Source organism: Nocardiopsis alba (assembly GCF_000710955.1).
Classification (GTDB): domain Bacteria; phylum Actinomycetota; class Actinomycetes; order Streptosporangiales; family Streptosporangiaceae; genus Nocardiopsis; species Nocardiopsis alba.
In genome coordinates, this window is the sequence record NZ_BAZE01000004.1 from 247,905 (window position 1) to 268,675 (window position 20,771).

13 protein-coding genes are annotated in these 20,771 nt (G+C 69.6%); all 13 read right to left on the reverse strand.

Annotated features, from left to right (window positions below; genetic code table 11):
* Positions 1-227 precede the first annotated feature (227 nt).
* Entirely contained in the window at positions 228-1,838 is a 1,611-nt protein-coding gene (gene cimA / locus TR33_RS09915; protein WP_042282810.1) for a citramalate synthase, read from the reverse strand.
* A 377-nt stretch (positions 1,839-2,215) separates the two neighbouring features.
* The gene (locus tag TR33_RS09920) at positions 2,216-3,331 is read right to left on the reverse strand and encodes a branched-chain amino acid aminotransferase (protein WP_017535466.1); all 1,116 of its coding nucleotides are present in this window, start codon (positions 3,329-3,331) and stop codon (positions 2,216-2,218) included.
* 215 nt (positions 3,332-3,546) lie between these two features.
* Entirely contained in the window at positions 3,547-4,611 is a 1,065-nt protein-coding gene (locus TR33_RS09925; protein ID WP_017535465.1) for a 3-isopropylmalate dehydrogenase, read from the reverse strand.
* Positions 4,612-5,175: 564 nt separating this feature from the next.
* A complete protein-coding gene (locus TR33_RS09930) occupies positions 5,176-6,261 on the reverse strand; it encodes a hypothetical protein (RefSeq protein WP_041562199.1) in 1,086 nt (361 codons plus the stop codon).
* A gap of 16 nt (positions 6,262-6,277) precedes the next feature.
* Entirely contained in the window at positions 6,278-7,840 is a 1,563-nt protein-coding gene (locus TR33_RS09935) for a glycosyltransferase family A protein (RefSeq protein WP_042282813.1), read from the reverse strand.
* On the reverse strand, positions 7,837-9,777 hold the full coding sequence (locus TR33_RS09940; RefSeq protein WP_042282815.1) for a glycosyltransferase family 2 protein: 1,941 nt from the start codon (positions 9,775-9,777) through the stop codon (positions 7,837-7,839). Before TR33_RS09940 ends, TR33_RS09935 begins: the two co-directional genes overlap by 4 nt.
* The gene (locus TR33_RS09945) at positions 9,774-10,196 is read right to left on the reverse strand and encodes a hypothetical protein (protein ID WP_042282910.1); all 423 of its coding nucleotides are present in this window, start codon (positions 10,194-10,196) and stop codon (positions 9,774-9,776) included. The genes TR33_RS09940 and TR33_RS09945 overlap by 4 nt, the downstream gene beginning before the upstream one ends.
* A gap of 215 nt (positions 10,197-10,411) precedes the next feature.
* Positions 10,412-12,001, reverse strand: a complete 1,590-nt coding sequence (serA, locus tag TR33_RS09950) for a phosphoglycerate dehydrogenase (protein ID WP_042282817.1) — start codon at positions 11,999-12,001, stop codon at positions 10,412-10,414.
* A 215-nt stretch (positions 12,002-12,216) separates the two neighbouring features.
* Complete coding sequence (gene ilvC, locus TR33_RS09955; protein ID WP_014913623.1) at positions 12,217-13,212, reverse strand: ketol-acid reductoisomerase; 996 nt, start codon at positions 13,210-13,212, stop codon at positions 12,217-12,219.
* Between the two features lie 79 nt (positions 13,213-13,291).
* On the reverse strand, positions 13,292-13,816 hold the full coding sequence (gene ilvN, locus TR33_RS09960; RefSeq protein ID WP_014910534.1) for an acetolactate synthase small subunit: 525 nt from the start codon (positions 13,814-13,816) through the stop codon (positions 13,292-13,294).
* 17 nt (positions 13,817-13,833) lie between these two features.
* Positions 13,834-15,609, reverse strand: a complete 1,776-nt coding sequence (locus TR33_RS09965) for an acetolactate synthase large subunit (protein ID WP_267880654.1) — start codon at positions 15,607-15,609, stop codon at positions 13,834-13,836.
* Between the two features lie 472 nt (positions 15,610-16,081).
* Complete coding sequence (locus tag TR33_RS09970; RefSeq protein ID WP_014912931.1) at positions 16,082-18,787, reverse strand: GGDEF domain-containing phosphodiesterase; 2,706 nt, start codon at positions 18,785-18,787, stop codon at positions 16,082-16,084.
* A 464-nt stretch (positions 18,788-19,251) separates the two neighbouring features.
* The gene (gene gatB, locus TR33_RS09975; protein WP_042282819.1) at positions 19,252-20,745 is read right to left on the reverse strand and encodes an Asp-tRNA(Asn)/Glu-tRNA(Gln) amidotransferase subunit GatB; all 1,494 of its coding nucleotides are present in this window, start codon (positions 20,743-20,745) and stop codon (positions 19,252-19,254) included.
* Positions 20,746-20,771 lie beyond the last annotated feature (26 nt).

Here is a 20,771-nt window from a genome sequence, read left to right on the forward strand (position 1 = left end):
GGTTATATCCGGCATCTATCACCATTCGTACATATGGAACTTCCTCAAAGTTCGCAGTATCGAGTGGCTCAAGACACACTGGCTATGACCTGCCGGACAGGTCTTTCTTACCCGTAAGTAAGTTTCAAAGCTCTGACCTGCACGGGAAACAGGAGATGTACGGACGGGTGACAGAGAACGTGACACTCCTGTCACCCGCCCGATGCACTTTCCGAACCCCCTCGGGATCAGTCGCGCGGGTAGCCCTGTCGCAACAGCCCGTAGGTGATGGCCTGCTCCAACGCCACCCAGGAGGCGTCCACGACGTTGGGCCCCACGCCCACCGTCGTCCACTCCTCGCCCCCGTCGCTGAACGTGACGAGGATGCGGGTGACCGCGTCGGTGCCCGAGGCGCCCTCCAGGATGCGGACCTTGTAGTCGGTCAGCTCCAGGCCGCCCAGAGCGGTGAAGGCGTGCTCCAGCGAGCTGCGCAGGGCCCGGTCCAACGCGTTGACCGGACCGTTGCCCTCGGCCGTGGCGATGACCCGCTCGCCCTTGACCCGGAGCTTGACGGTCGCCTCGGACAGGCTCTCGTCCTCACCGGCCAACGGGCTGGAACCGGCGGTCGGACGGCGCTCGGTCAGCACCCGCCACGACTCGGTCTCGAAGTAGCGGACCGACCCCCCGAGCTCCTCCCTCAGCAGCAGCTCCAACGAGGCGTCGGCCGCCTCGAAGCTGTACCCGGACAGCTCCAGCCCCTTGATCCGCTCCACCACGCGTCCGGACAGTGCCCGGTCGTCGCCCAGGTCCAGACCCAGCTCTCGGGCTTTGAGCTCCACCGACGCGCGCCCGGCCATGTCGGAGACGAGCATGCGCATACGGTTGCCGACCAGCTCGGGGTCGGTGTGCTGGTACAGGTCCGGGTCGACCTTGATGGCGGAGGCGTGCAGCCCGGCCTTGTGGGCGAAGGCGGAGACCCCCACGTAGGGCCGGTGGGTGTCGGGGGCCAGGTTGACGATCTCCGCGATCGCGGTCGACACCCGGGTCATCTCCCCCAGGCAGCCCTCGGGAAGGATCTCCCGGCCGCGCTTGAGGGCGAGGGCGCCCACCACCGAGAACAGGTCGGCGTTGCCGACCCGCTCGCCGTAGCCGTTGGCGGTGCACTGCACGTGCGTGGCGCCGGCGTCCACGGCGGCCAGGGTGTTGGCGACGGCGCAGCCGGTGTCGTCCTGGGCGTGGATGCCCAGACGGACCCCGGTCGCCTCGCGCACCTCGGTCACCACGCGGGTGATGTCGGCGGGAAGCATGCCGCCGTTGGTGTCGCACAGGACGACCACGTCCGCCCCGGCCTCGGCCGCCGTCCGGACCACGGACAGGGCGTACTCGGGGTGGTGACGGTAGCCGTCGAAGAAGTGCTCACAGTCCACGAACACGCGTTGGCCGTGTTCGCGAAGGTGGGAGACGGTGTCGGCGATCATCGCGAGGTTCTCGTCGAGGGTCGTGCGCAGGGCACGTTCGACGTGTCGGTCGTCACTCTTGGCGACCAGAGTGACGACCGACGCGCCGCTGTCGCGCAGGGCGGCCACCTGTGGGTCGTCGGCGGCCCTCACACCGGCACGGCGGGTCGCGCCGAACGCGGTGAGCAGCGCGTGTTCCAGATCGAGCTCTTGTGAAGCCCTCCGGAAGAACTCGGTGTCCTTGGGGTTGGCCCCCGGCCATCCACCCTCGATGAAGGCCACTCCGAAGTCGTCCAGCAGCTTCGCGATGGCCAGCTTGTCGGAGACCCGGAGGTTGATCCCCTCGCGCTGGGCCCCGTCGCGGAGCGTGGTGTCGAAGACGTGGAAACTGTCGTCCCTCATGGGTGGAACTCCCGAAGTGGTCTGGTTTAAGGCGGTCCCGGCCAACAAAAAAGACCCCTCGTGGACACGAGAGGTCAGCGCGCCGGCAGGGTCCGGATCCTTCCCTGCGCGTTCGCGGGAAGTCGTCAGCCGGCGCGCCCCTGAATAATCACGACCTGGGACGGCATGAGGCCAGTGTGCCACATGGCCACCGAGGAGGTCCTGTTCGGGGGGCAGATGTCTCACTCTACGAGATGAGAATTTCTCACTTCGGACGTATCGGGCGGCTTCCGACCGGCCTGCGCGAGGCCGCCCATCGGCCGGAACCCTCCGCCGACGCCCCGGGGAAACGGCGTGGGCCGCCCGGAGATCCCCCGAGCGGCCCACGCCCCGCCCTCCTAGAAGCGGGTGATCCAGCCGTGCTCGTCCTTGCGCAGACCGGTCTGCAACCCGACCAGCTCCTCGCGCAGACGCATCGTGATCGGCCCGGGAGTGCCGTCGCCGATGGTGAACTCGCCGTCGTCGCTCTTGACGTGGCCGACCGGGGTGACCACCGCGGCGGTGCCGCACGCGAAGACCTCGGTCATCTCGCCGGACTCGGCCGCCTCACGCCACTCCTCGATGGAGAGCGGCTTCTCCTCCGCCGGAATACCCAGGTCGGGGGCGAGGGTGAGCAGTGATTCGCGGGTGATCCCCGGCAGCAGGGTCCCGGTGAGCGGAGGCGTGCGCAGGCGCGCGTTCTCGCCCTCGCCGAACACGAACCACAGGTTCATGCCGCCCATCTCCTCGACCCAACGGTGCTCGCGGGCGTCCAGCCACACGACCTGGTCGCAGCCCTTCTCGACCGCCTGGGACTGGGCCAGGAAGCTCGCGGCGTAGTTGCCCGCGAACTTGGCCGCGCCCGTGCCGCCGGGGGCGGCACGCGTGTAGTCCTTGGACAGCCAGACCGTCACCGGCTTGACGCCGCCGGAGAAGTAGGAGCCCACGGGCGAGGCGATGAGCAGGTAGACGTAGGTACGGGAGGGGTTGTTGACCCCCAGGCCCACGTCCGTGGAGATCATGAACGGACGGAGGTAGAGGCTGAAGTACTCCTTGGACGGGACCCAGTCCCCGTCGTGCTCCAGCAGCAGCTCGATGGACTTGAGGAAGAGCTCTTCGGGGAGGGCCGGCATCGCCATCCGCTCGGCGCTCCGATTGAAGCGCGCCGCGTTGGCCTCCGGCCTGAAGGAGGCCAGCGAACCGTCCGGGTGGCGGTAGGCCTTGAGCCCCTCGAAGATCTCCTGCGCGTAGTGAAGGGCGGAGGTGGCCGGGTCCAGGCTGAGCGGCCCGTACGGCTCCAGGGCCGCGTCGTGCCAGCCCTTGCCCTCTGTGTAACGGATGCTCACCATGTGATCGGTGAACACCTGACCGAACCCGGGGTTCTCCAGCAGTTCCTCACGTTCCCGCGGGGTCTTCCGCCGGTCGGAGAGCCGGATGTCGAACGTCAACCCAGTGGTGGTGGTGTTGTTGTTCATGTTGTCGGTGGTCCTCTCGGATGCAACGGGTCGGCAGCGCCGCCGACCTGGAATCTAGTGTGTCGGAAGAGCGCACCCGGTGCCAGACCAGGCCAAGGCCGCGAAAAGGGCGACGGGCGCGCCGGAGGTTCCAGACGCGCCCGTCGCAAGGGTCGTGAAGTGGTGTTCCCGCCACGGCCGCGCCTGTCGTGAAGGCAGGGCCGAAAGCGGTCGCCTCAGCCCTGCTCGGCTACTCGCGCGGCGAGGTCGTCGCCGATACGGGAGGTGGACCGGACCTCGTCGCTCTGGGCGCGGGTCTTCAGGTCGGCCGAGACCGCCGCCTCGATCCGGCGGGCCGCCTCGGGCACCCCCAGGTGGTCCAGCATGAGCGCGGCCGACAGCACGGTGGCGGTCGGGTCGGCCTTGCCCTGGCCCGCGATGTCGGGCGCCGAGCCGTGGACCGGCTCGAACATGCTGGGGAAGGTGTTGTCCGGGTTGATGTTACCGCTGGCCGCCAGACCGATACCACCGGTGATGGCCGCGCCGATGTCGGTGATGATGTCGCCGAAGAGGTTGTCGGTGACGACCACGTCGAAGCGCCCGGGCCGGTCGACGAAGAACATCGAGGCGGCGTCGACGTGGCAGTAGTCCACGGCGACCTGCGGGTATTCGGCGCCGACCTCCTCGACCGTGCGCTTCCACAGCTCACCGGCGTAGGTCAGGACGTTGTCCTTGTGCACCAGGGTCAGCTGCCGACGCGGACGCTCGGCGGCCTTGGCGAAGGCGTAGCGGACCACGCGCTCGACCCCGAAACGGGTGTTGACGCTGTCCTGGGTGGCGATCTCGTGCGGGGTGCCCTTGCGCAGGACGCCACCGGCGCCGGCGTAGGGACCCTCGGTCCCCTCGCGCACCACCAGCATGTCGATGTCCTCGGGCGAGACACCGGCCAAGGGGCTGTCGACCCCCGGGAAGAGCCGGACCGGACGCAGGTTGACGTAGTGGTCGAAGTCGAAGCGCAGGCGCAGCAGCAGCCCCCGCTCCAGGACACCGCTGGGGACCGAGGGGTCTCCGACGGCGCCCAGGTAGACGGCCTCGTGTTCGCGCAGTTCGGCGGCGACCGGGTCGGGCAGCGTCTCACCGGTGCGATGCCAGAGCCTGGCCCCCAGCTCGTACTCGGTGGTCTCGATGGCCAGGTCGTGCTGGGCGGCGACGACCCCCAGCACCTTGAGGCCCTCGGCGACGACCTCGGGACCGATTCCGTCCCCGGGGATGACGGCCAGTTTCACGGTGCGCGCTGCCATACGGACTGCCTTCGACTCGGAGGCGACCCCACCGGCGATTTCTCACATGGCGAGATCGAATGAACAGTAGGTGAGACAACTGTACCGGCCCCGCGGACCGGCACAGCCCCTTTCCCCCTACTCGCGTCTCAGCAACGGCGATTGAGCGCGTCCTGGAGAGCGCGAGCGATCTCGTCGTCGGTGTCGGGCGTGGACGGGTACTCGATCATGTCGTACATGTGATCCTCCAAGTACGGTGAGCGACGGCCCGAAAGGCACGGAACGGCCGTTCGCGTTCGACGTTGAGGAGCGCCCACCGTTCCCGGGCGGTCGAGGCCGGGCGGCACGGACGGACGCGGGTCGTGGGCGACGACGTCCACGACGACGAAGGAGTCAGGGCCCCACCCGGCGGGATCGTCTGCCGGGACCGCCCGCGCGGGCCCCGGTGGGGGCGGGCGCGACGGCGGACCATGATGCGCGACACGGAGGCCGACACCACCGATCTCCTAGGACGTCAGAATATCGGATGTCCAACTATATGACCAGAGGTTCTCAACATGTGAGACGCCTCTTCGTCTTCGCCGCTCAGAGAGGGCGCCGGCCCAACAGCAACCGGGACCACCGGCCCCCCGTCAGAGCCCACAGCCTCCGCTCCCAGAGCTCGGCCGCGGCCCGCGCCCCGGCCGCCCTCCTCGACGCCTCCTCCATCAGCCTCCGGCGCTCCTCCGCCCTCGGAAGATCGACGTCCTCGGAGAGCTCACCGTCCCGCACCGTGTACGTCCGCACCAGGGCGTCGATACCGCTCTCGGCCACACCCGCCCGACGGGCCCGCGCGAACACCACCGTGCGTTCCCAGCGCCACCCGCCGTCGCCGACCACCAGTCCGTGTCCGCGCTCCGAGCAGATCAGGAACAACCGCTCCAACGCGTCCTCGCGAGGTCGGACACCCACCGGCGGGAACAGACGGAAGGGAACGTCCGGGTCCCTCTCGGGGATCTCCTCCAGGAACCGCACCCTCCCCTCACAGCGGTAGTGCTCCCGGACCAGCCGCGGATCCAGGTCCGGGTCGTCGATCGTGGTGTGCCGCCCCTCCCCCAACCGTCGCCAGTCGCCCACCAGGGTGATCCGAAGGTCGCCGGTCCGGCCCATGAGCAGGGCGTCGACCGTCTCCATCACCCGCTCCGCCGACGCTCCGGCCGTGTCGACGACGACGTCCGCGAACGGGACCCGCCACGTCCGGGTCGGCCGTGCCCTCCGCGAGGGGGCCAAGGGGATCCGGTCCACCGAGGCGAACCCGGTCTCCACGTCCGTCACCGAGCGCCGACCGGGACCCGCGACGAAACGCGCTCCGCGCTGGTACAGGCGGTAGGCGAGCTCCTCGACCGTCTCGTCTCCCCCGTACGGCTCCCCGAGCTCCTCGACCCACGTCCCGGCGAAGGACAGGGAGGCCCCCGGGCACGCCTCCCACGGCCGTTCCGCCCCGTCGACCTCGGCGGGGTCGGCCCCGCCCACCACCACGGTGTTCTCGGGAGGTGGCGCGAGCGCGCTCGTCACCGCCGGTCCCGTCCCGTCCTCTCGGGCCGGAACGAACACCGTCCCCGCCCGCGCCTTCTCCAGCCCCGCGTACGGAACGCGCCCTCCGACCGGAGGGACCACCGTCACCCCGTCCATGGTCACCGTCCCCTCGTCAACCGAGCGCCCTGAGCACACGCCGTCCCGTCCCCGTCCCGGTCAACCACCGGTGGCGGCGTTTCCACCGGTCGGCGCACGACCGCCACGACGCGGCCTCCCGTTCGGTCTCCTCCAGGCGTGTCCGCCATTCCTCCGCCCCCTCCCTCTCCTCGGGCTCCTCCACGTCCTCCTCCGGGTCGAGCAGGGAGGTGCCGTCCATCCAGCGCACACCGGCCACCTCGTCGACCAGCCGGTCGACGTCGGCGTCCCCCTCCGCCAGATGCCGTGCCCGGGCGAAACTCGAAAGGCGCTCCAGCCTGGGACCCTCGGGCCCGCCCCGGGGCATCGCGGCACGGACCAGACCCGCCTTGGTCAGCCGCGCCTGGCGCAGCATCTCGCCCACCGCGTCCGGGGCGAACGCGAACCCCGGGCGCGTCCACAGGACGAACGGCACGTCGAGATCGGGTTCGGGCGGGCTCGTCCGGAACCTCGTCCTCGGATCGCTCTCCAGGTAGGCCCGCAACGCGGGAAGACCGTCCCCGCGCCCCTCCCACGGCCGATCGGCCACCAGGGTGATGCGCAGATCCGTGGTCGTCCCGCCCAGCAGGCGGTCCACGGTGTCCGCCACCAGCGCCGACGGAACGTCGCCGATCTCCATCACCACGTCCACCATCGGCACCTGCCAGCTGCGACCGGTGATCCTCTCCCGATCCGCCGTCAGGGGCAGACGGTTGCCGACGAAGGGGGCCCGATACCGGAAGCCCTCCTCACGCCGCCGCTGCATCTGGGGCAGCCCCAGATGCAGGCTTCCGCTGTCGGGGTCCGGCAGGAAGACCGCCCCCTGTCGCGCGAGCCGATACGCCAGGTGGGTGTCCTCCCCCAACACCAGCTCGGGGTCGGAACCTCCGGAACGGCGGTACAGGTCCCGTCCCATCGAGTTCGTGGCCCCGATGAAGTTCCGGTAGGCCGTGTGCCCCGCCCGACGCAGGCGCCCGGTGCGGCGATAGGACTCGACCAGCCACTCCATCTCCTCGCCGTCGCCGAACAGCCCCTGAGCGGTGCCCTCGCGGACCGCGGCCGCCACCTCCTCCGGCCCCGGACCGCCCGGTCCGTGCTCCACGAACCTCAGGCCACCGATGACCACCACGTAGTCGGCCAGGTGATGCCACCGCATCTGGGATTCCACATGGTCTCGAAAGGCCACCATGTCGGCGTCCAGACGCAGCAGGACCGTCCCGTCCGCCACCGCGATCCCGGAACGGACCGCGTGCCCGGGCCCCCACCCGCCGGGGCCGGAGGGCACGAGGACGGTGTTCTCCGGCCGCAGATCCGGCAACCGCAGGGGCGGATCGCTGCCGTCGTCGACCACCACGACCTGGGTCAGCGACGACGGATAGGTCTGGGCGGTCAGCGACGCCAGGGTCAGGTCCAGCCGTTCCTGTCCGCCGTGCGCCGGGATCACCACGCTCACGTCCAGCCGAGGGGTCCATTCCCCCGACGGCGGGGGTTCGAGAGCCCCGTGATCGTTCAGTCTCAGAAGCGGACGGGGCACCGTCCACGCGCCGACGTCGACCGTCACCGTCCACCTCCGACGAGCTCGTGCTCGCTGGGTTCCAAAAGGGCGCTGGGGCGCCATCCCGGCCACTGCGCCCGCACCGTCCCCTTCAGGAAGTACCCCGAGCCGACCTTCCAGGTGTGCCCGCCGGACCTGCGGCGGAGCACGTAGTTACAGCCGTGGGTGCGATAGAGCCGACCGCCCATGAGCTCCACCCCGGCGAGGAACTGCGTGTCCTCCGAGGTCGGGATGGGGCGGAACCCCCCGGTCTCCTCCCACACCCTGCGGTCCATCATCAGCGTCCCGCCGCCGAGACGACGCGACGCGCGTTCGCTCTTGCCCAAGGGCAGCCGCACCGTCATGTCGAGCTCCTCCAGGTAGACGAACTCGGCGGCGTTGCCCACCACGTCGGCCCCCGAGTACGAGCGCGCCAACACCAGATCGGCCAGATGGTCGGGCCCGTACCAGTCGTCGTCGTCCATCTTGGCGACCAGGTCGCCGCCCGCCCTGAGCACGGCGCGGTTCAGGATCGAGCCCAGCGGAAGCGCGGGATCGGCCTCGTAGGCGATCACCCGTCCGCCCCGTTCCCGATGGTCGGCCACCGCCTCGCCCACCCCCGGCGCGTCGAGGTCGAAACCGTGCATGCCCAGGACCAGTTCCACGTCCACACCGCGCTGCCGGGCCACCTGCCCCAACGCGAACGGCACCATGTGGGGCCTGCGGGTGCACAACACCACCGAGACCGTCGGCTCCGCCGGCAGATCCACCCCGGTGATCTCTCCCAACCGCCGCCAACGGGCCCGGGCGCCGTGGGCCCGCAACGCCGCCCGCCGCAGACGAACGCTGTGCTCCTCCCGGCGCAGCGGGTCCCGCATGTCCTTCAGACAGACCGAGGACATCAGCGCACGAAGGGGTTCTCCCAGGCAGGACGCCCAGCTCGGTCCCGGGTCGCCCAGCAGGGGGACACCCGCCGCCGCGAACGCGGCGACGGCCCTCACCGAGGCCAAGGGGCCGCTGTGACGTCCCCACTCCACCCGGATCGTGCGCAGATCGCGCACGGCCTCGATGTCGGCGTCGGTGACGGTGCCGTCGTCGGGCAGGCGTCGACGCACCCGCCCGTTGACCACCAGGGCCCATCGGCCCTCCCGGGAGACCAGACGTCCCGAACGGCCCTCGGTGTCCTGGACGAACCCCGTGGGGTTGATCATCGTCTCGTCCAGAGGCGGTACGTCGTCGACCTCGAACCCGCCCCGAGGCCGCGGAACCGCGCCGGGACGGCCCAGGGCCCGCCACCTCGAATCCTCCAGGCTCCACCGGCGCAGCCTCGGTGTTACGGGCTCCGCCGGATCGTGTTCGGCCCCGGCCGTACCCACGTCCAGGATCGCGTCCACCTCGTCCATCCCGCCCGCGAGGGCGTCACCGGGACGCCACACGCCCGCGTCCCGCCCCCTCGCCGCCACCAGCGGTCCCGTCGCCGTCCCTCGACGACCGCCCGCCAGCCCGTGTGACAGGGCGGTGACGACCTCCGCCAACGACACGGGACGGGTGAGGAGGAGTTCGACCGACCATCCGGCGTCGGGGACCCTCTTGATCCGGGCGTCCAAGAGCCCGGTCCACCGCCCGGTCCCGGGGACCATGGGAAAGGGCGGCGGTAGGTGTTCCGCCGCCCTGCGCACGATGACGGTGAAGCGGGCGGCGCGCACGGGACCGGCGACCACGGGGACCGCCCGGCGCAGATCCGTGGGCGTCCCCACCACCAGCACGACCTGCTCGAACGGGTGGGGAGGGTCGTCCGGTCCGAAGACCTCGTCGACGCTCCGTCGCCCCAGGTCCACCACCGTGTCCCGACGCCCGAAGCGCACCCGGTCGATCCCCCCTGCCGTCCCCGAGCCCAGATGACAGGCCAGAAGGGGACCGGGATGTCGACGGTGCAGGGCGTCTCGCCACACCTCCGCGATCACAACATCACCCGGGAGCCGTCCCCCGAACGCTCCGTCTCGATCTCGACCACCATCCGGCCGGCGGAGGCTCCGCAGGAGCACGGGGTCGCCTCCCGCTTCAGACGCTCCTCCACCCGCCCCATGAGAACGACCAGCTCGTCCGCCCGGCCGATGAGTTCGGCCCGATTCTCCCCGGCGATCTCGGAGATGTCCCGAACCTGCCGATCGAGCCCGGAGCGCAACCGTCGGACCTGACGATCGGTCCGGCGGAGCAGGAACACGACCAGGAGCGTCGCGGCGAGTACCGCCACGCACGCCGACAACTGCACCGCCGGGACCAGGCCCAGCAGCCCTCGGTGGACAAGGAACCCGACACCGCAACCTCCGAGCGAAAAAGCCCCCGCCGCTGCGACCAGAAGACGCGAACGTGAACGACGCACGACTCCCCCCAACACACGCTGAGACGTCACGACGGCCGCGCCGTCGCATCGATCCCCTTCAGGATCACGCAGGTCAGCGCGTTATCAAGGAAGAGAGGAAGCGGGAGAGCACTGGACATTCACGGAGATTCGTCCCCGGATGTACGAAGGGCCGTGCCCCCGAAGGAGACACGGCCCGAACCGATCCGCACGACGGATCCGGAGCATGGGAGGACTCAGTCCTCCAGGTCGATCTGACGGGCGATCTCGGCGTCGATCTCACCGGAGATCGACGTGAGGATCTCGTCCGGAACGGCGGAGTCGAGGGTCAGCGCGATCAGCGCCTTGCCGCCCTCCTTGTCCCGGATGACCTGCATACCGGCGATGTTGACCTCGGCGTCGCCGAGCAGGGCGCCGACCTTGCCGACGATGCCGGGGCGATCCTCGTAGGAGAGGAACACCATGTGCTCGTCGAGGCCGATCTCCATCGTGTAGTTGTTGATCTCCACCAGCTTCTCGACCTGGCGGGGGCCGGTGAGCGTGCCCGACACCGACACCCGGGTGCCGTCGGCCAGCACGCCGCGCACCGAGATCAGGTTGCGCCAGTCGCTGCTGTCGTCGCTGGTGACGAGGTTCACCTCGACGCCGCGTTCCTTGGCCAGAAGCGGAGCGTTCACGAAGGTCACCGGGTCCTCGACGACGTCGGTGAACACGCCCTTGAGGGCCGCGAGCTCCAGGACCTTGACGTCGTGGGCGGCGATCTCACCGCGCACCTCGACGTCGATACGGGCGGCGAGCGCGCCGGCCAGGGAGGTGAAGACCCGACCGAGCTTCTCGGTGAGCGGCAGACCCGGCTTGATCTCCTCGGCCACGCCGGTGCCCTGGACGTTCACCGCGTCCGGCACGAACTCGCCGGACAGGGCGAGCTTGACCGAACGGGCGACCTGCGTGCCCGCCTTCTCCTGGGCCTCGGTGGTGCTGGCGCCCAGGTGGGGGGCGACGACCACGTTCTCGAACTCGAACAGCGGGCTGTCGGTGTTGGGCTCCTTGGCGAACACGTCGATGCCCGCGCCGGCCACGCGCTCCTCCTTGAGGGCACGGTAGAGGGCGTCCTCGTCGAGGATGCCGCCGCGCGCGGCGTTGATGATCCGCACGGAGGGCTTGACCTTGGACAGCGCCTCGTCGCCGATCAGGCCGAGGGTGTCCTTGTTCTTGGGCAGGTGGATGGTGATGAAGTCGCTGCGCTCGAGCAGGTCGTCCAGCGTGGTCATCTCCACACCGATCTGCGCGGCGCGGGCGGGCTGCACGAACGGGTCGTAGGCGATGACCTTGGTACCGAACGCCAGCAGCCGTTGGGCGACCAGGGCGCCGATCCGGCCGAGGCCGACCACGCCGACGACCTTCTCGTACAGCTCCACACCCGTGTACTTCGAACGCTTCCACTCACCGTGGACGAGGGCGTTGTGGGCGGGGGCGGTGTTGCGCGCGCTGGCGAGCAGCAGGTTGATGGCCTGCTCGGCGGCGCTGATGATGTTGGAGGTGGGGGCGTTGACCACGAGCACGCCCGCCTTGGTGGCGGCGTCGACGTCGACGTTGTCCAGGCCCACACCGGCGCGGGCCACGACCTGGAGGTGGCCGGCGGCCTCGAGGGCCTCGGCGTCCACCTGGGTGGCGCTGCGCACGATCAGGGCGTCGACGTCGGCGATGGCCGGAAGCAGTTGGGACCGGTCCGCTCCGTCAACGTGGCGCACTTCGAAGTCGTCTTCGAGGAGCGCGATTCCTGCGGGCGAGAGCTTTTCCGCGACGAGTACGACGGGTTTGGTCACAACGGTTCCTTTTCGGGTGGATACGACCCGATCGCGCAGGTGGAGGCGCTGCCCGGATCGGGTGTGACGGCCTTTCCAAAGTCTATCGCCGGGGTAGGGAAGCCCGTCGGGCGGATGGGGCGCCCCGTAGGGAAAGATGTCTCACCCTCCCCGGCCATACGCCGTCGGGGAGGGGCGTGTGCCCCTCCCCGACGGCCGTCGTCCCGACAGGCGGGCTAGGCCTTGAGCCAGCTCATCAGCGGACGCAGTTCGGCGCCCACCTTCTCGATCTGCTCGTTCTGCTCGGCCTCGCGGCGCTTGCCGAAGGTGGGCTGACCGGCGTCGAACTCGGCCATGAGCTCCTTGGCGTAGCTGCCGTCCTGGATCTCACCGAGGATCTTGCGCATCTCCTCGCGGGTCTGCTCGGTGATCAGGCGCGGACCGCGGGTGTAGCCGCCGTACTCGGCGTTGTCCGAGATGGACCAGTTCATCTTGGAGATGCCGCCCTCGTACATGAGGTCGACGATCAGCTTGAGCTCGTGCAGGCACTCGAAGTAGGCGATCTCCGGCTGGTAGCCCGCCTCGACGAGGGTCGCGAAACCGGCCTTGACCAGCTCCTCGGTGCCGCCGCACAGAACGGCCTGCTCACCGAAGAGGTCGGTCTCGGTCTCCTCGGTGAAGGTGGTCTTGATGACGCCGGCCTTGGTGCCGCCGATGCCCTTGGCCCAGGACAGGGCCAGGTCCCAGGCCTGTCCGCTGGCGTCCTTCTCGACGGCGACCAGGCAGGGGACGCCGCGACCGGCCTCGTACTGACGACGGACCAGGTGACCGGGGCCCTTGGGGGCGACCATGGCGACGTCGACGCCCTCGGGGGCCTGGATGAGGCCGAAGCGGATGCTGAAGCCGTGCGCGAAGAACAGGGCGTTCCCGGGCTCCAGGTTGGGGGCGATCTCGTTGGTGTAGAGGTCGCGCTGGATGTGGTCCGGGACCAGGATCATGATGACGTCGGCCTCGCGGGTGGCCTCCGCGGGGGTGAGGACCCGCAGGCCCTCCTCCTCGGCCTTGCCGCGGCTCTTGGAGCCCTCGGCCAGACCGATCCGGACGTCCACACCCGAGTCCCGCAGCGACAGCGCGTGCGCGTGGCCCTGGCTGCCGTAACCGATCACGGCGACCTTCTTGCCCTGGATGAGCGCGAGGTCCGCGGCGTCGTCGTAGTACATCTGTGCTGCCACTTGGGGTTACTCCTTGTTTCTACGTTCTTGGGGGCTCGGGGGTGGGGCTGCCCGATGGTGTCGCGAACAGCCTCTCACCTCAGGCGCTGCGTTCGACCGATCGCAGTGAACGGTCGGTGATCGAACGCGGTCCCCGGCCCAGGGCGACCAGCCCTGACTTGACCAGTTCTCGGATCCCGAAGGGTTCCAGGTTCTTGACCAGGGCATCGAGCTTCTCGGGGTCGCCGGTGGCCTCGATGACGACGACGTCCGGGCTGACGTCCACGACGTGCGCGCGGAAGAGCTCGGCCGTCTGAAGCACATGTGTGCGGCTGGACGCGTCGGCCTTGACCTTGATCAGGAGCAGCTCGCGCTGCACCGACGCGGTGGTGTCCATCTCCACGATCTTGACGACGTTGACCAGCTTGTTGAGCTGTTTGGTCACCTGCTCCAAAGGGTGGAGGTCGCAGTTGACCACGATCGTCATCCGGGACAGTCCGGTGTACTCGGTGCTGCTGACACTGAGCGAGTCGATGTTGAAGCCACGACGGGAGAAGAGAGCGGAGGCCCGGGCGAGGATACCGGGGGTGTCCTCCACCAGAACGGAAAGCGTGTGACTGCTCATGGTGGTTCGGCCTTCTCCTAGTCCTGGTGTTCCCAGTCGGGCGCCATGTCGCGCGCGTACTGGATGTTGTCGTTGCTGACGCCGGGGCCGACCATCGGCCAGACCATGGCGTCGTGGTTGACGCTGAAGTCGACGACCACGGGGACGTCGTTGATCGACATCGCCTTCTCGATGGTGGCGTCGATGTCCTCGGGGCGTTCGCAGCGCAGACCGACACACCCGTAGGCCTCGGCGAGACGGACGAAGTCCGGGATGCGGATCCGCTCGTCCAGGGGGGCGGTCTGGAGGTCGGTGTTGGAGTAGCGGCCCTCGTAGTACAGGGTCTGCCACTGGCGGACCATGCCCAGGTTGCCGTTGTTGACGACCGCGACCTTGATGGGGATGCCCTCGACGGCGCAGGTGGCCAACTCCTGGTTGGTCATCTGGAAGCAGCCGTCGCCGTCGACCGACCACACGACCCGGTCGGGGTCGCCGACCTTGGCGCCGAGGGCGGCGGGGACGGAGAAGCCCATGGTGCCGAGTCCGCCGGAGTTGACGAACGAGCCGGGGCGTTCGTAGTCGATGAACTGGGCGGCCCACATCTGGTGCTGGCCGACGCCCGCGACGTAGGTGGCCTCGGGGCCGACGATCTCGCCCAGCCGCCGGATGACGCCCTGCGGGGACAGGGTGCCGTCGTCGGGGACGTCGTAACCCTTGGGGTAGGTGGTGCGGAGCCTGTTCAGCCGGTCCCACCAGGCCTCGTAGTCGCCCTGACGGCCCTTCTCCTGGTCGGCGCGCACGGCCACGACCAGGTCGGCGAGGACCTCGCGGCAGTCGCCGACGATCGGCACGTCGGCGTGACGGTTCTTGGAGATCTCGGCCGGGTCGATGTCGGCGTGGACGATCTTGGCGTCGCGGGCGAAGCTGTCGAGGCGGCCGGTGACGCGGTCGTCGAAGCGGGCGCCGAGGGCGACGATCAGGTCGGCCCGCTGGAGCGCGCCGACCGCAGAGACGTCGCCGTGCATGCCGGGCATGCCCACGAACTGCGGGTGCGAGTCGGGGAAGACTCCGCGGGCCATCAGGGTGGTGACGACGGGGACGCCGGTGATCTCGGCGAGGACGCGCAGTTCGGCCGAGGCCCGGGCGCGCAGGACGCCGCCGCCGACGTAGAGGACCGGGCGCTTGGCCTCGGCGATCATGCGGGCCGCCTCACGGACCTGCTTGCCGTGGGGCTTGGTGACCGGACGGTATCCGGGCAGTTCGAGTCGCTCGGGCCAGACGAAGTCGGTGGAGTTCTGGAGAGCGTCCTTGGAGATGTCGACCAGGACCGGCCCGGGGCGCCCGCTGGAGGCGATGTGGAAGGCCTCGGCGATGGTCCGGGGGATCTCACGAACGTCCTTGACCAGGAAGTTGTGCTTGGTGATCGGCATCGTGATGCCGCAGATGTCGGCTTCCTGGAAGGCGTCGGTGCCGATCTTGGGAGCGGCGACCTGGCCGGTGATGGCGACCATGGGGACCGAGTCCATGTGGGCGTCGGCCAGCGGGGTGACGAGGTTGGTGGCGCCGGGCCCGCTGGTGGCCATGCACACCCCGGGGCGCCCGGTGGCGTAGGCGTAGCCTTCGGCCGCGTGGCCCGCGCCCTGCTCGTGGCGCATGAGGATGTGGCGCACCGTCGCCGAGTCGTAGAGGGGGTCGTACGCGGGGAGGATGCTGCCGCCGGGAATCCCGAAGACGGTGTCAACGCCGACGTGCTCCAGCGACCTGATCAGCGATTGGGCGCCGGTCATCTGCTCGGTCATCTCAAGATCCTTCAGCGAGGCCCAGAGCGGCACAGGGGCTCTGGTGGTGGTGGTTCCGGTTTCTCGACCTGGTGCGGCAATAAAAAAACCCCCACCGCCGGGTGGCGGTCGAGGGTGGCGCGCAGCAGAAGTAGCTCAGTGGGCTGCGCGCCGACCAAGTACGAGAATCAGGGAGTTGCTCTGCACGTTCACAACATTGGCCGAAGTGCCGGTCGCACGTCAACCAGAACTACAGATTATCTCAAATAGTGAGACACAAATATCAGCATTCAATCCGAGTCGCACTCGATAGACCCCATCTGACCTGCGCAAATAAGGATCAGGCGGGCGTCTCATGTAATGGAGAACACGCGACAGGGGTTCGAGGGCGCCTTCGTTAGGCGCACTTAACATGATGTTCCCGAACTGCCCAGATAAAGGAACTTCGGGGGCCAACGCCCCCTTCATCCCGAAACGGGAGCGGACCGCCCGAAGAGACGCCGCCCCCTCACAGGTCCGGGCCGGCCTCTCCCCCGGCGAGGGAGTCAACGCCCTCGGCCGGCATCGGGCGGGCCACCAGGAAGCCCTGGCCGTGGTCGCAACCCATCGCCCGAAGCTGCTCCAACTGTTCCGGGCGTTCGATGCCCTCGGCCACCACCTGGACCCCCAGATCCCGGCCGAGCTGGATGATCGTGTGCGTGAGCAGCGTGACCGTGTCGTCGCGCCCCAGGTCGGCGATGAAGGACGGGTCGATCTTGATCGAGTCCACGCTCAACTCGCGCAGATGGGCCAGGGAGGCGTACCCCATGCCGTAGTCGTCGATGGCCAGGCGCACGCCCAGTTCCCGCAGCTCGCCCAGGCGGGCGACCGCGTCCCCCTCGTCCTCCAAGAGGACCTCCTCGTCCACCTCCAGGGTCAGGACCTCCGCGGACAGCCCCGTCTCCGCGAGCACCCCTTCGACGGTCCGGACGAAGCGGGGTGAGAGCACCTGCTTGACGGACAGGTTCACCGAGAGGCCGATGTCCCAGTCCGAGACCCGCCACACGGCGACCTTCTCGCAGGCCTCCCGCAGGATCCACTCCCCCAGCGGCACGATCAGACCCGATTCCTCGGCCGCACCGATGAAGGCGTCCGGGCCCACGACCTCTCCGTCGCGGTTCCAGCGGACCAGGGCCTCCACCGCCGTCACCTGGGAGGTGCCCAGATCCACGATCGGCTGATACTCCAGGAAGAACTCGCCGTCCGCGAGCGCCCGGCGCAACCGGATCTGCAACTCCAACCGCGCCACGACCATCTCGTGCATGTGCGCGGCGTAGACCTCCACGTGCCCGGTCCCGCGCTCCTTGGCCCTGGTCATCGCCACGTCGGCGTTGCGCAGCAGCTCTCCGCTGTCCGTGGTCGGCTCGGCGAAGGCCACCCCGATGCTCGCGGTCAGCACCATGTCGCGGTCGGCCACCTGGAAGGGCTCGGAGGCGATCACACGCCCCAGGCGCTCGGCCAGATCGACCACCCGCTGGGCCTCCGGCACGTCCTCGACCAGGACCGCGAACTCGTCGCCGCCCCAGCGGGCCAGGGTGGCGTTGGACTCCAGCTCTCCGCGCAGGCGGCGCGCGGCCTGCCCGAGCATGTGGTCGCCGCGCACGTGTCCGGCCGAGTCGTTGACGGCGGTGAACCCGTCCAGGTCCAGGAAGATCAGCGCGATGTCGCCGGTGTTCTCGTCGTTGATCGCCCGGTGCGCCAGCACGTCGCTGGCCCGCTCCTCCAGGTAGGCACGGTTGGGCAGACCGGTGACCCCGTCGTGGAAGGTCAGGTGCTCGACCTGGTCCTGGAGCGCCACCTGGGCGCTGATGTCCCGGGTGGTCACCAGGAGACGGTCGGGCTCGCCCGGCTGTTCGTAGAGGGAGACCGTGGACTCGGTGTGCCGCCAGGTGCCGTCGGCGGCCCGCACGCGCAGGCGCAGGTGCACCCCCTGGTTCGACCGCTCCTCGAACAGGTCGGTGACGGCCTTGATCCGGGAGAGGTCCTCGGGGTGGATGAGTGTGGTGACCGGGGCCGCCAGCACGTCGTCCAGCCGATAGCCGAAGGCCTCGGCCGTCCCCGGACTGACGTAGAACACGCCGCCGTCGCGGTCCAGGACCAGGATGACGTCGCCGCTGTTGCGGGCCAGTTCGTTGAAGTGCCCCTCGCGGTTGCGGACCATGCGGGTGAGCGTGGAGTTCTCCTCCAACATCCCCAGCACGCGCACCACCAGCACCAGCACGGCGGTGCCCGCCGCCAGCGGCAGCGCCGGTGCCACGCCCGGCAGGCTCAGGCCTCCCACCGTGAGCACGATCGTGGCCAGCAGGACCGCTCCCAGGGCGGCGATCTCGGGGGCGAAACGGTAAAGCCCCCGCCCGGTGATCCGGCGCGGTTCGGCGCCCGGTCGGTGCTCCACCAGCCACGGCAGGGCGCCCAGCAGGGCGAAGCCCAGGAAGCGCACCGGCTGTTCGACGCCGCCCGCCACGGGCGGTCCGGTCAGTCGGGTGACCGCGCCGATGAGGTCGGAGGAGGCGATGACCACGAGCGCCCCGATCGCCACCAGCACCGCGCGCCGCGTGCTGTGCGGCGACATGAACACGAGCGGGATGAGCAGGCACAGCACCACGATGTCGGCCACCGGGTACACCAGGGCGAAGCCGAGCAGTCCGGCGCCCTCGCCCAGTTCCTTGTACAGGGGCGAGAACAGCAGGACCCATACGACGGAGAAGACCGCCGCCGCGCACACGTAGCTGTCGGTGATGTGGCGCATGGCCGTACGCAGACCACCCGGCCATGGGGCGAATCGGGTGAAACCGATCACGAAGAGTGGCAGGGCCGCCAAGGCGAAGAGATCACCCAGAGTGATCGAGAAGACCGACCCGGCGCTGAAGGTCCGGGTGATGGCGTGAGTAAGAGCACCCGCGCACCAGGCCAGCGCGGCCAGTCCGAGAAAGCGCAGCGCGGCCGGACCGTCCGCCCCGTCCACATGGGCCTCCCGGTCCGCGCCGGTCCTGGCCCATCGTTTGGAGGCGTACAGCAGAGAGCCGCCGGCGACTCCGGCCACCAACGCGTTCGGCCACTGCCCCAGCTCGGCGGCCAGGGTGGACTCTCCCGCCGGGATCAGCGTTCCCAGGAGATAGAGGAGGAAGAGCGCGCCCAGCCCGAACAACGACAGGCGACGTGCCTGGAGGCCCATCACCGACCTCCCCGTGAGCGCGGCGCGGCGCGGCCGGCCCGTGGCCGACGCTCCGCTCTCTCCTCGGACATGGAGCACCCACCTCGTGATCACTCGACTCGGGGCGCGGCGTTCGCTCACGCCGTGGGCTGGCGCCCGGCATGCGGCGGGACGGGGGCGAGCGATGGAGGGGAGAGCCCCGGGGACCGCACGCACCTCCCGTGCGTGGACACCCTACGCAACCAAGGTCACACGGCGATTGAGGCCCGGCTGAGAGATGACGACGGAGCGACTACGCTCGGTCATCTCCTTTTCGGGTTTCGCCGCGCCGTGTCCGGATATGGGAACGGCGCCGTGGAGCCCCCTCCGGGTGTGTCCCCGAACGACCTCTCGGGCGTGTCCGGGGACGACGTACCGCTCTCCACGGCGCCGAACCACTCTCTGGGACGATCCGTGTGAACGGCGGATCGACCCCGTCCGGGGTCTCACCCCGTCAGTTTGGCCAGGATCAGCTCACGTGCGCGGCCCGCGTCGGCCTGCCCCCGCGTGGCCTTCATGACCGCGCCCACCAGGGCTCCGGCCGCGGCCACCTTGCCGCCGCGCACCTTCTCCGCGACGTCGGGGTTGGCGGCGATGGCCTCGTCGACGGCGGCGCCGAGGGCACCGTCGTCGCTGACGACCTTGAGGCCGCGGGACTCCACGACGGCGTCGGGCTCCCCCTCGCCTGCCAGAACACCCTCGACGACCTGGCGTGCCAGCTTATTGGTGAGCGTCCCCTCGGCCACCAGGACGATGATCCGGGCCACCTGGGCGGGGGTGATGGGCAGGGCGCCCAGCTCCGTCTCCTGCTCGGTGGCGCGCCGGGACAGCTCGTTCAGCCACAGCTTGCGGGCCTCGGCGGAGGGTGCTCCGGCGACCACGGTCGCCTCGACCAGGTCGATCGCGTCGGCGTTGATCAGGTCGCGCAGCTCGGTGTCGCTCAGGTTCCACTCGGACTTGACCCGGGCGCGCTTGGCTGCGGGCAGCTCGGGCAGGGTGGCGCGCAGCTCCTCCACCCACTCGGCGGAGGGCGCGACCGGGACCAGGTCGGGGTCCGGGAAGTAACGGTAGTCCTGCGCCTCCTCCTTGGAGCGGCCCGAGGTGCTGCGACCGAGGTGCTCCTGGAAGTGACGGGTCTCCTGGACGACGCGACCGCCCGCGTCGAGGACGCCGGCCTGGCGCTCGATCTCCGAGAGCACGGCCCGCTCGACCGAACGCAGCGAGTTGACGTTCTTGGTCTCGCTCCGGGTGCCCCACTCGGCGGCGCCGATCTCGTTGATGGACACGTTCACGTCGCAGCGCATGGAGCCCTCCTCCATGCGCACGTCGGAGATGCCCAGGGAGCGCGCGAGGTCGCGCAGCTCGGCGGCGTAGGCGCGGGCGACCAGCGGGGCGAGCTCACCCGTCCCGGTGATCGGCTTGGTCACGATCTCCAGCAGGGGGATCCCGGCGCGGTTGTAGTCCACGTTGGAGTGGCTGGCGCCGTGGATCCGGCCGGTCGAACCGCCCACGTGGGAGGACTTGCCGGTGTCCTCCTCCATGTGCACGCGCTCGATCTCGATCCGGAACTCGCGGGGGCCGTCCGGGGTGTCGACGGTGACGTCGAGGTGACCGTCCACACAGATCGGCTCGTCGTACTGCGAGATCTGGTAGTTCTTCGGCATGTCCGGGTAGAAGTAGTTCTTCCGGGCGAAACGGCCCCAGGGGGCGATGGAGCAGTTGAGCGCCAGCCCCAGACGGATCGCGCTCTCCACGGCCTTCTCGTTCACCACCGGCAGAGAGCCGGGGAAGGCGAGACAGACCGGACACACCTGCGTATTGGGCTCGGCGCCGAACGCGGTGGGGCAGGAGCAGAACATCTTGGAGGCGGTACCCAGTTCGATGTGGGTCTCCAGACCGAGTACGGGCTCGTACCTGGTCAGCGCCTGCTCAAAGGCCACCGGGGTGGTGCCGCCATCGTCTGTGG

Excerpts from the sequence above, each read along its gene's own strand:
- TR33_RS09920 (WP_017535466.1), bottom strand. The coding sequence starts at position 3,331 with ATGAACAACAACACCACCACCACTGGGTTGACGTTCGACATCCGGCTC.
- TR33_RS09925 (WP_017535465.1), bottom strand. The coding sequence starts at position 4,611 with ATGGCAGCGCGCACCGTGAAACTGGCCGTCATCCCCGGGGACGGAATC.
- TR33_RS09930 (WP_041562199.1), bottom strand. The coding sequence starts at position 6,261 with ATGGACGGGGTGACGGTGGTCCCTCCGGTCGGAGGGCGCGTTCCGTAC.
- TR33_RS09970 (WP_014912931.1), bottom strand. The coding sequence starts at position 18,787 with ATGGGCCTCCAGGCACGTCGCCTGTCGTTGTTCGGGCTGGGCGCGCTC.
- ilvN (WP_014910534.1), bottom strand. The coding sequence starts at position 13,816 with ATGAGCAGTCACACGCTTTCCGTTCTGGTGGAGGACACCCCCGGTATC.
- cimA (WP_042282810.1), bottom strand. The coding sequence starts at position 1,838 with ATGAGGGACGACAGTTTCCACGTCTTCGACACCACGCTCCGCGACGGG.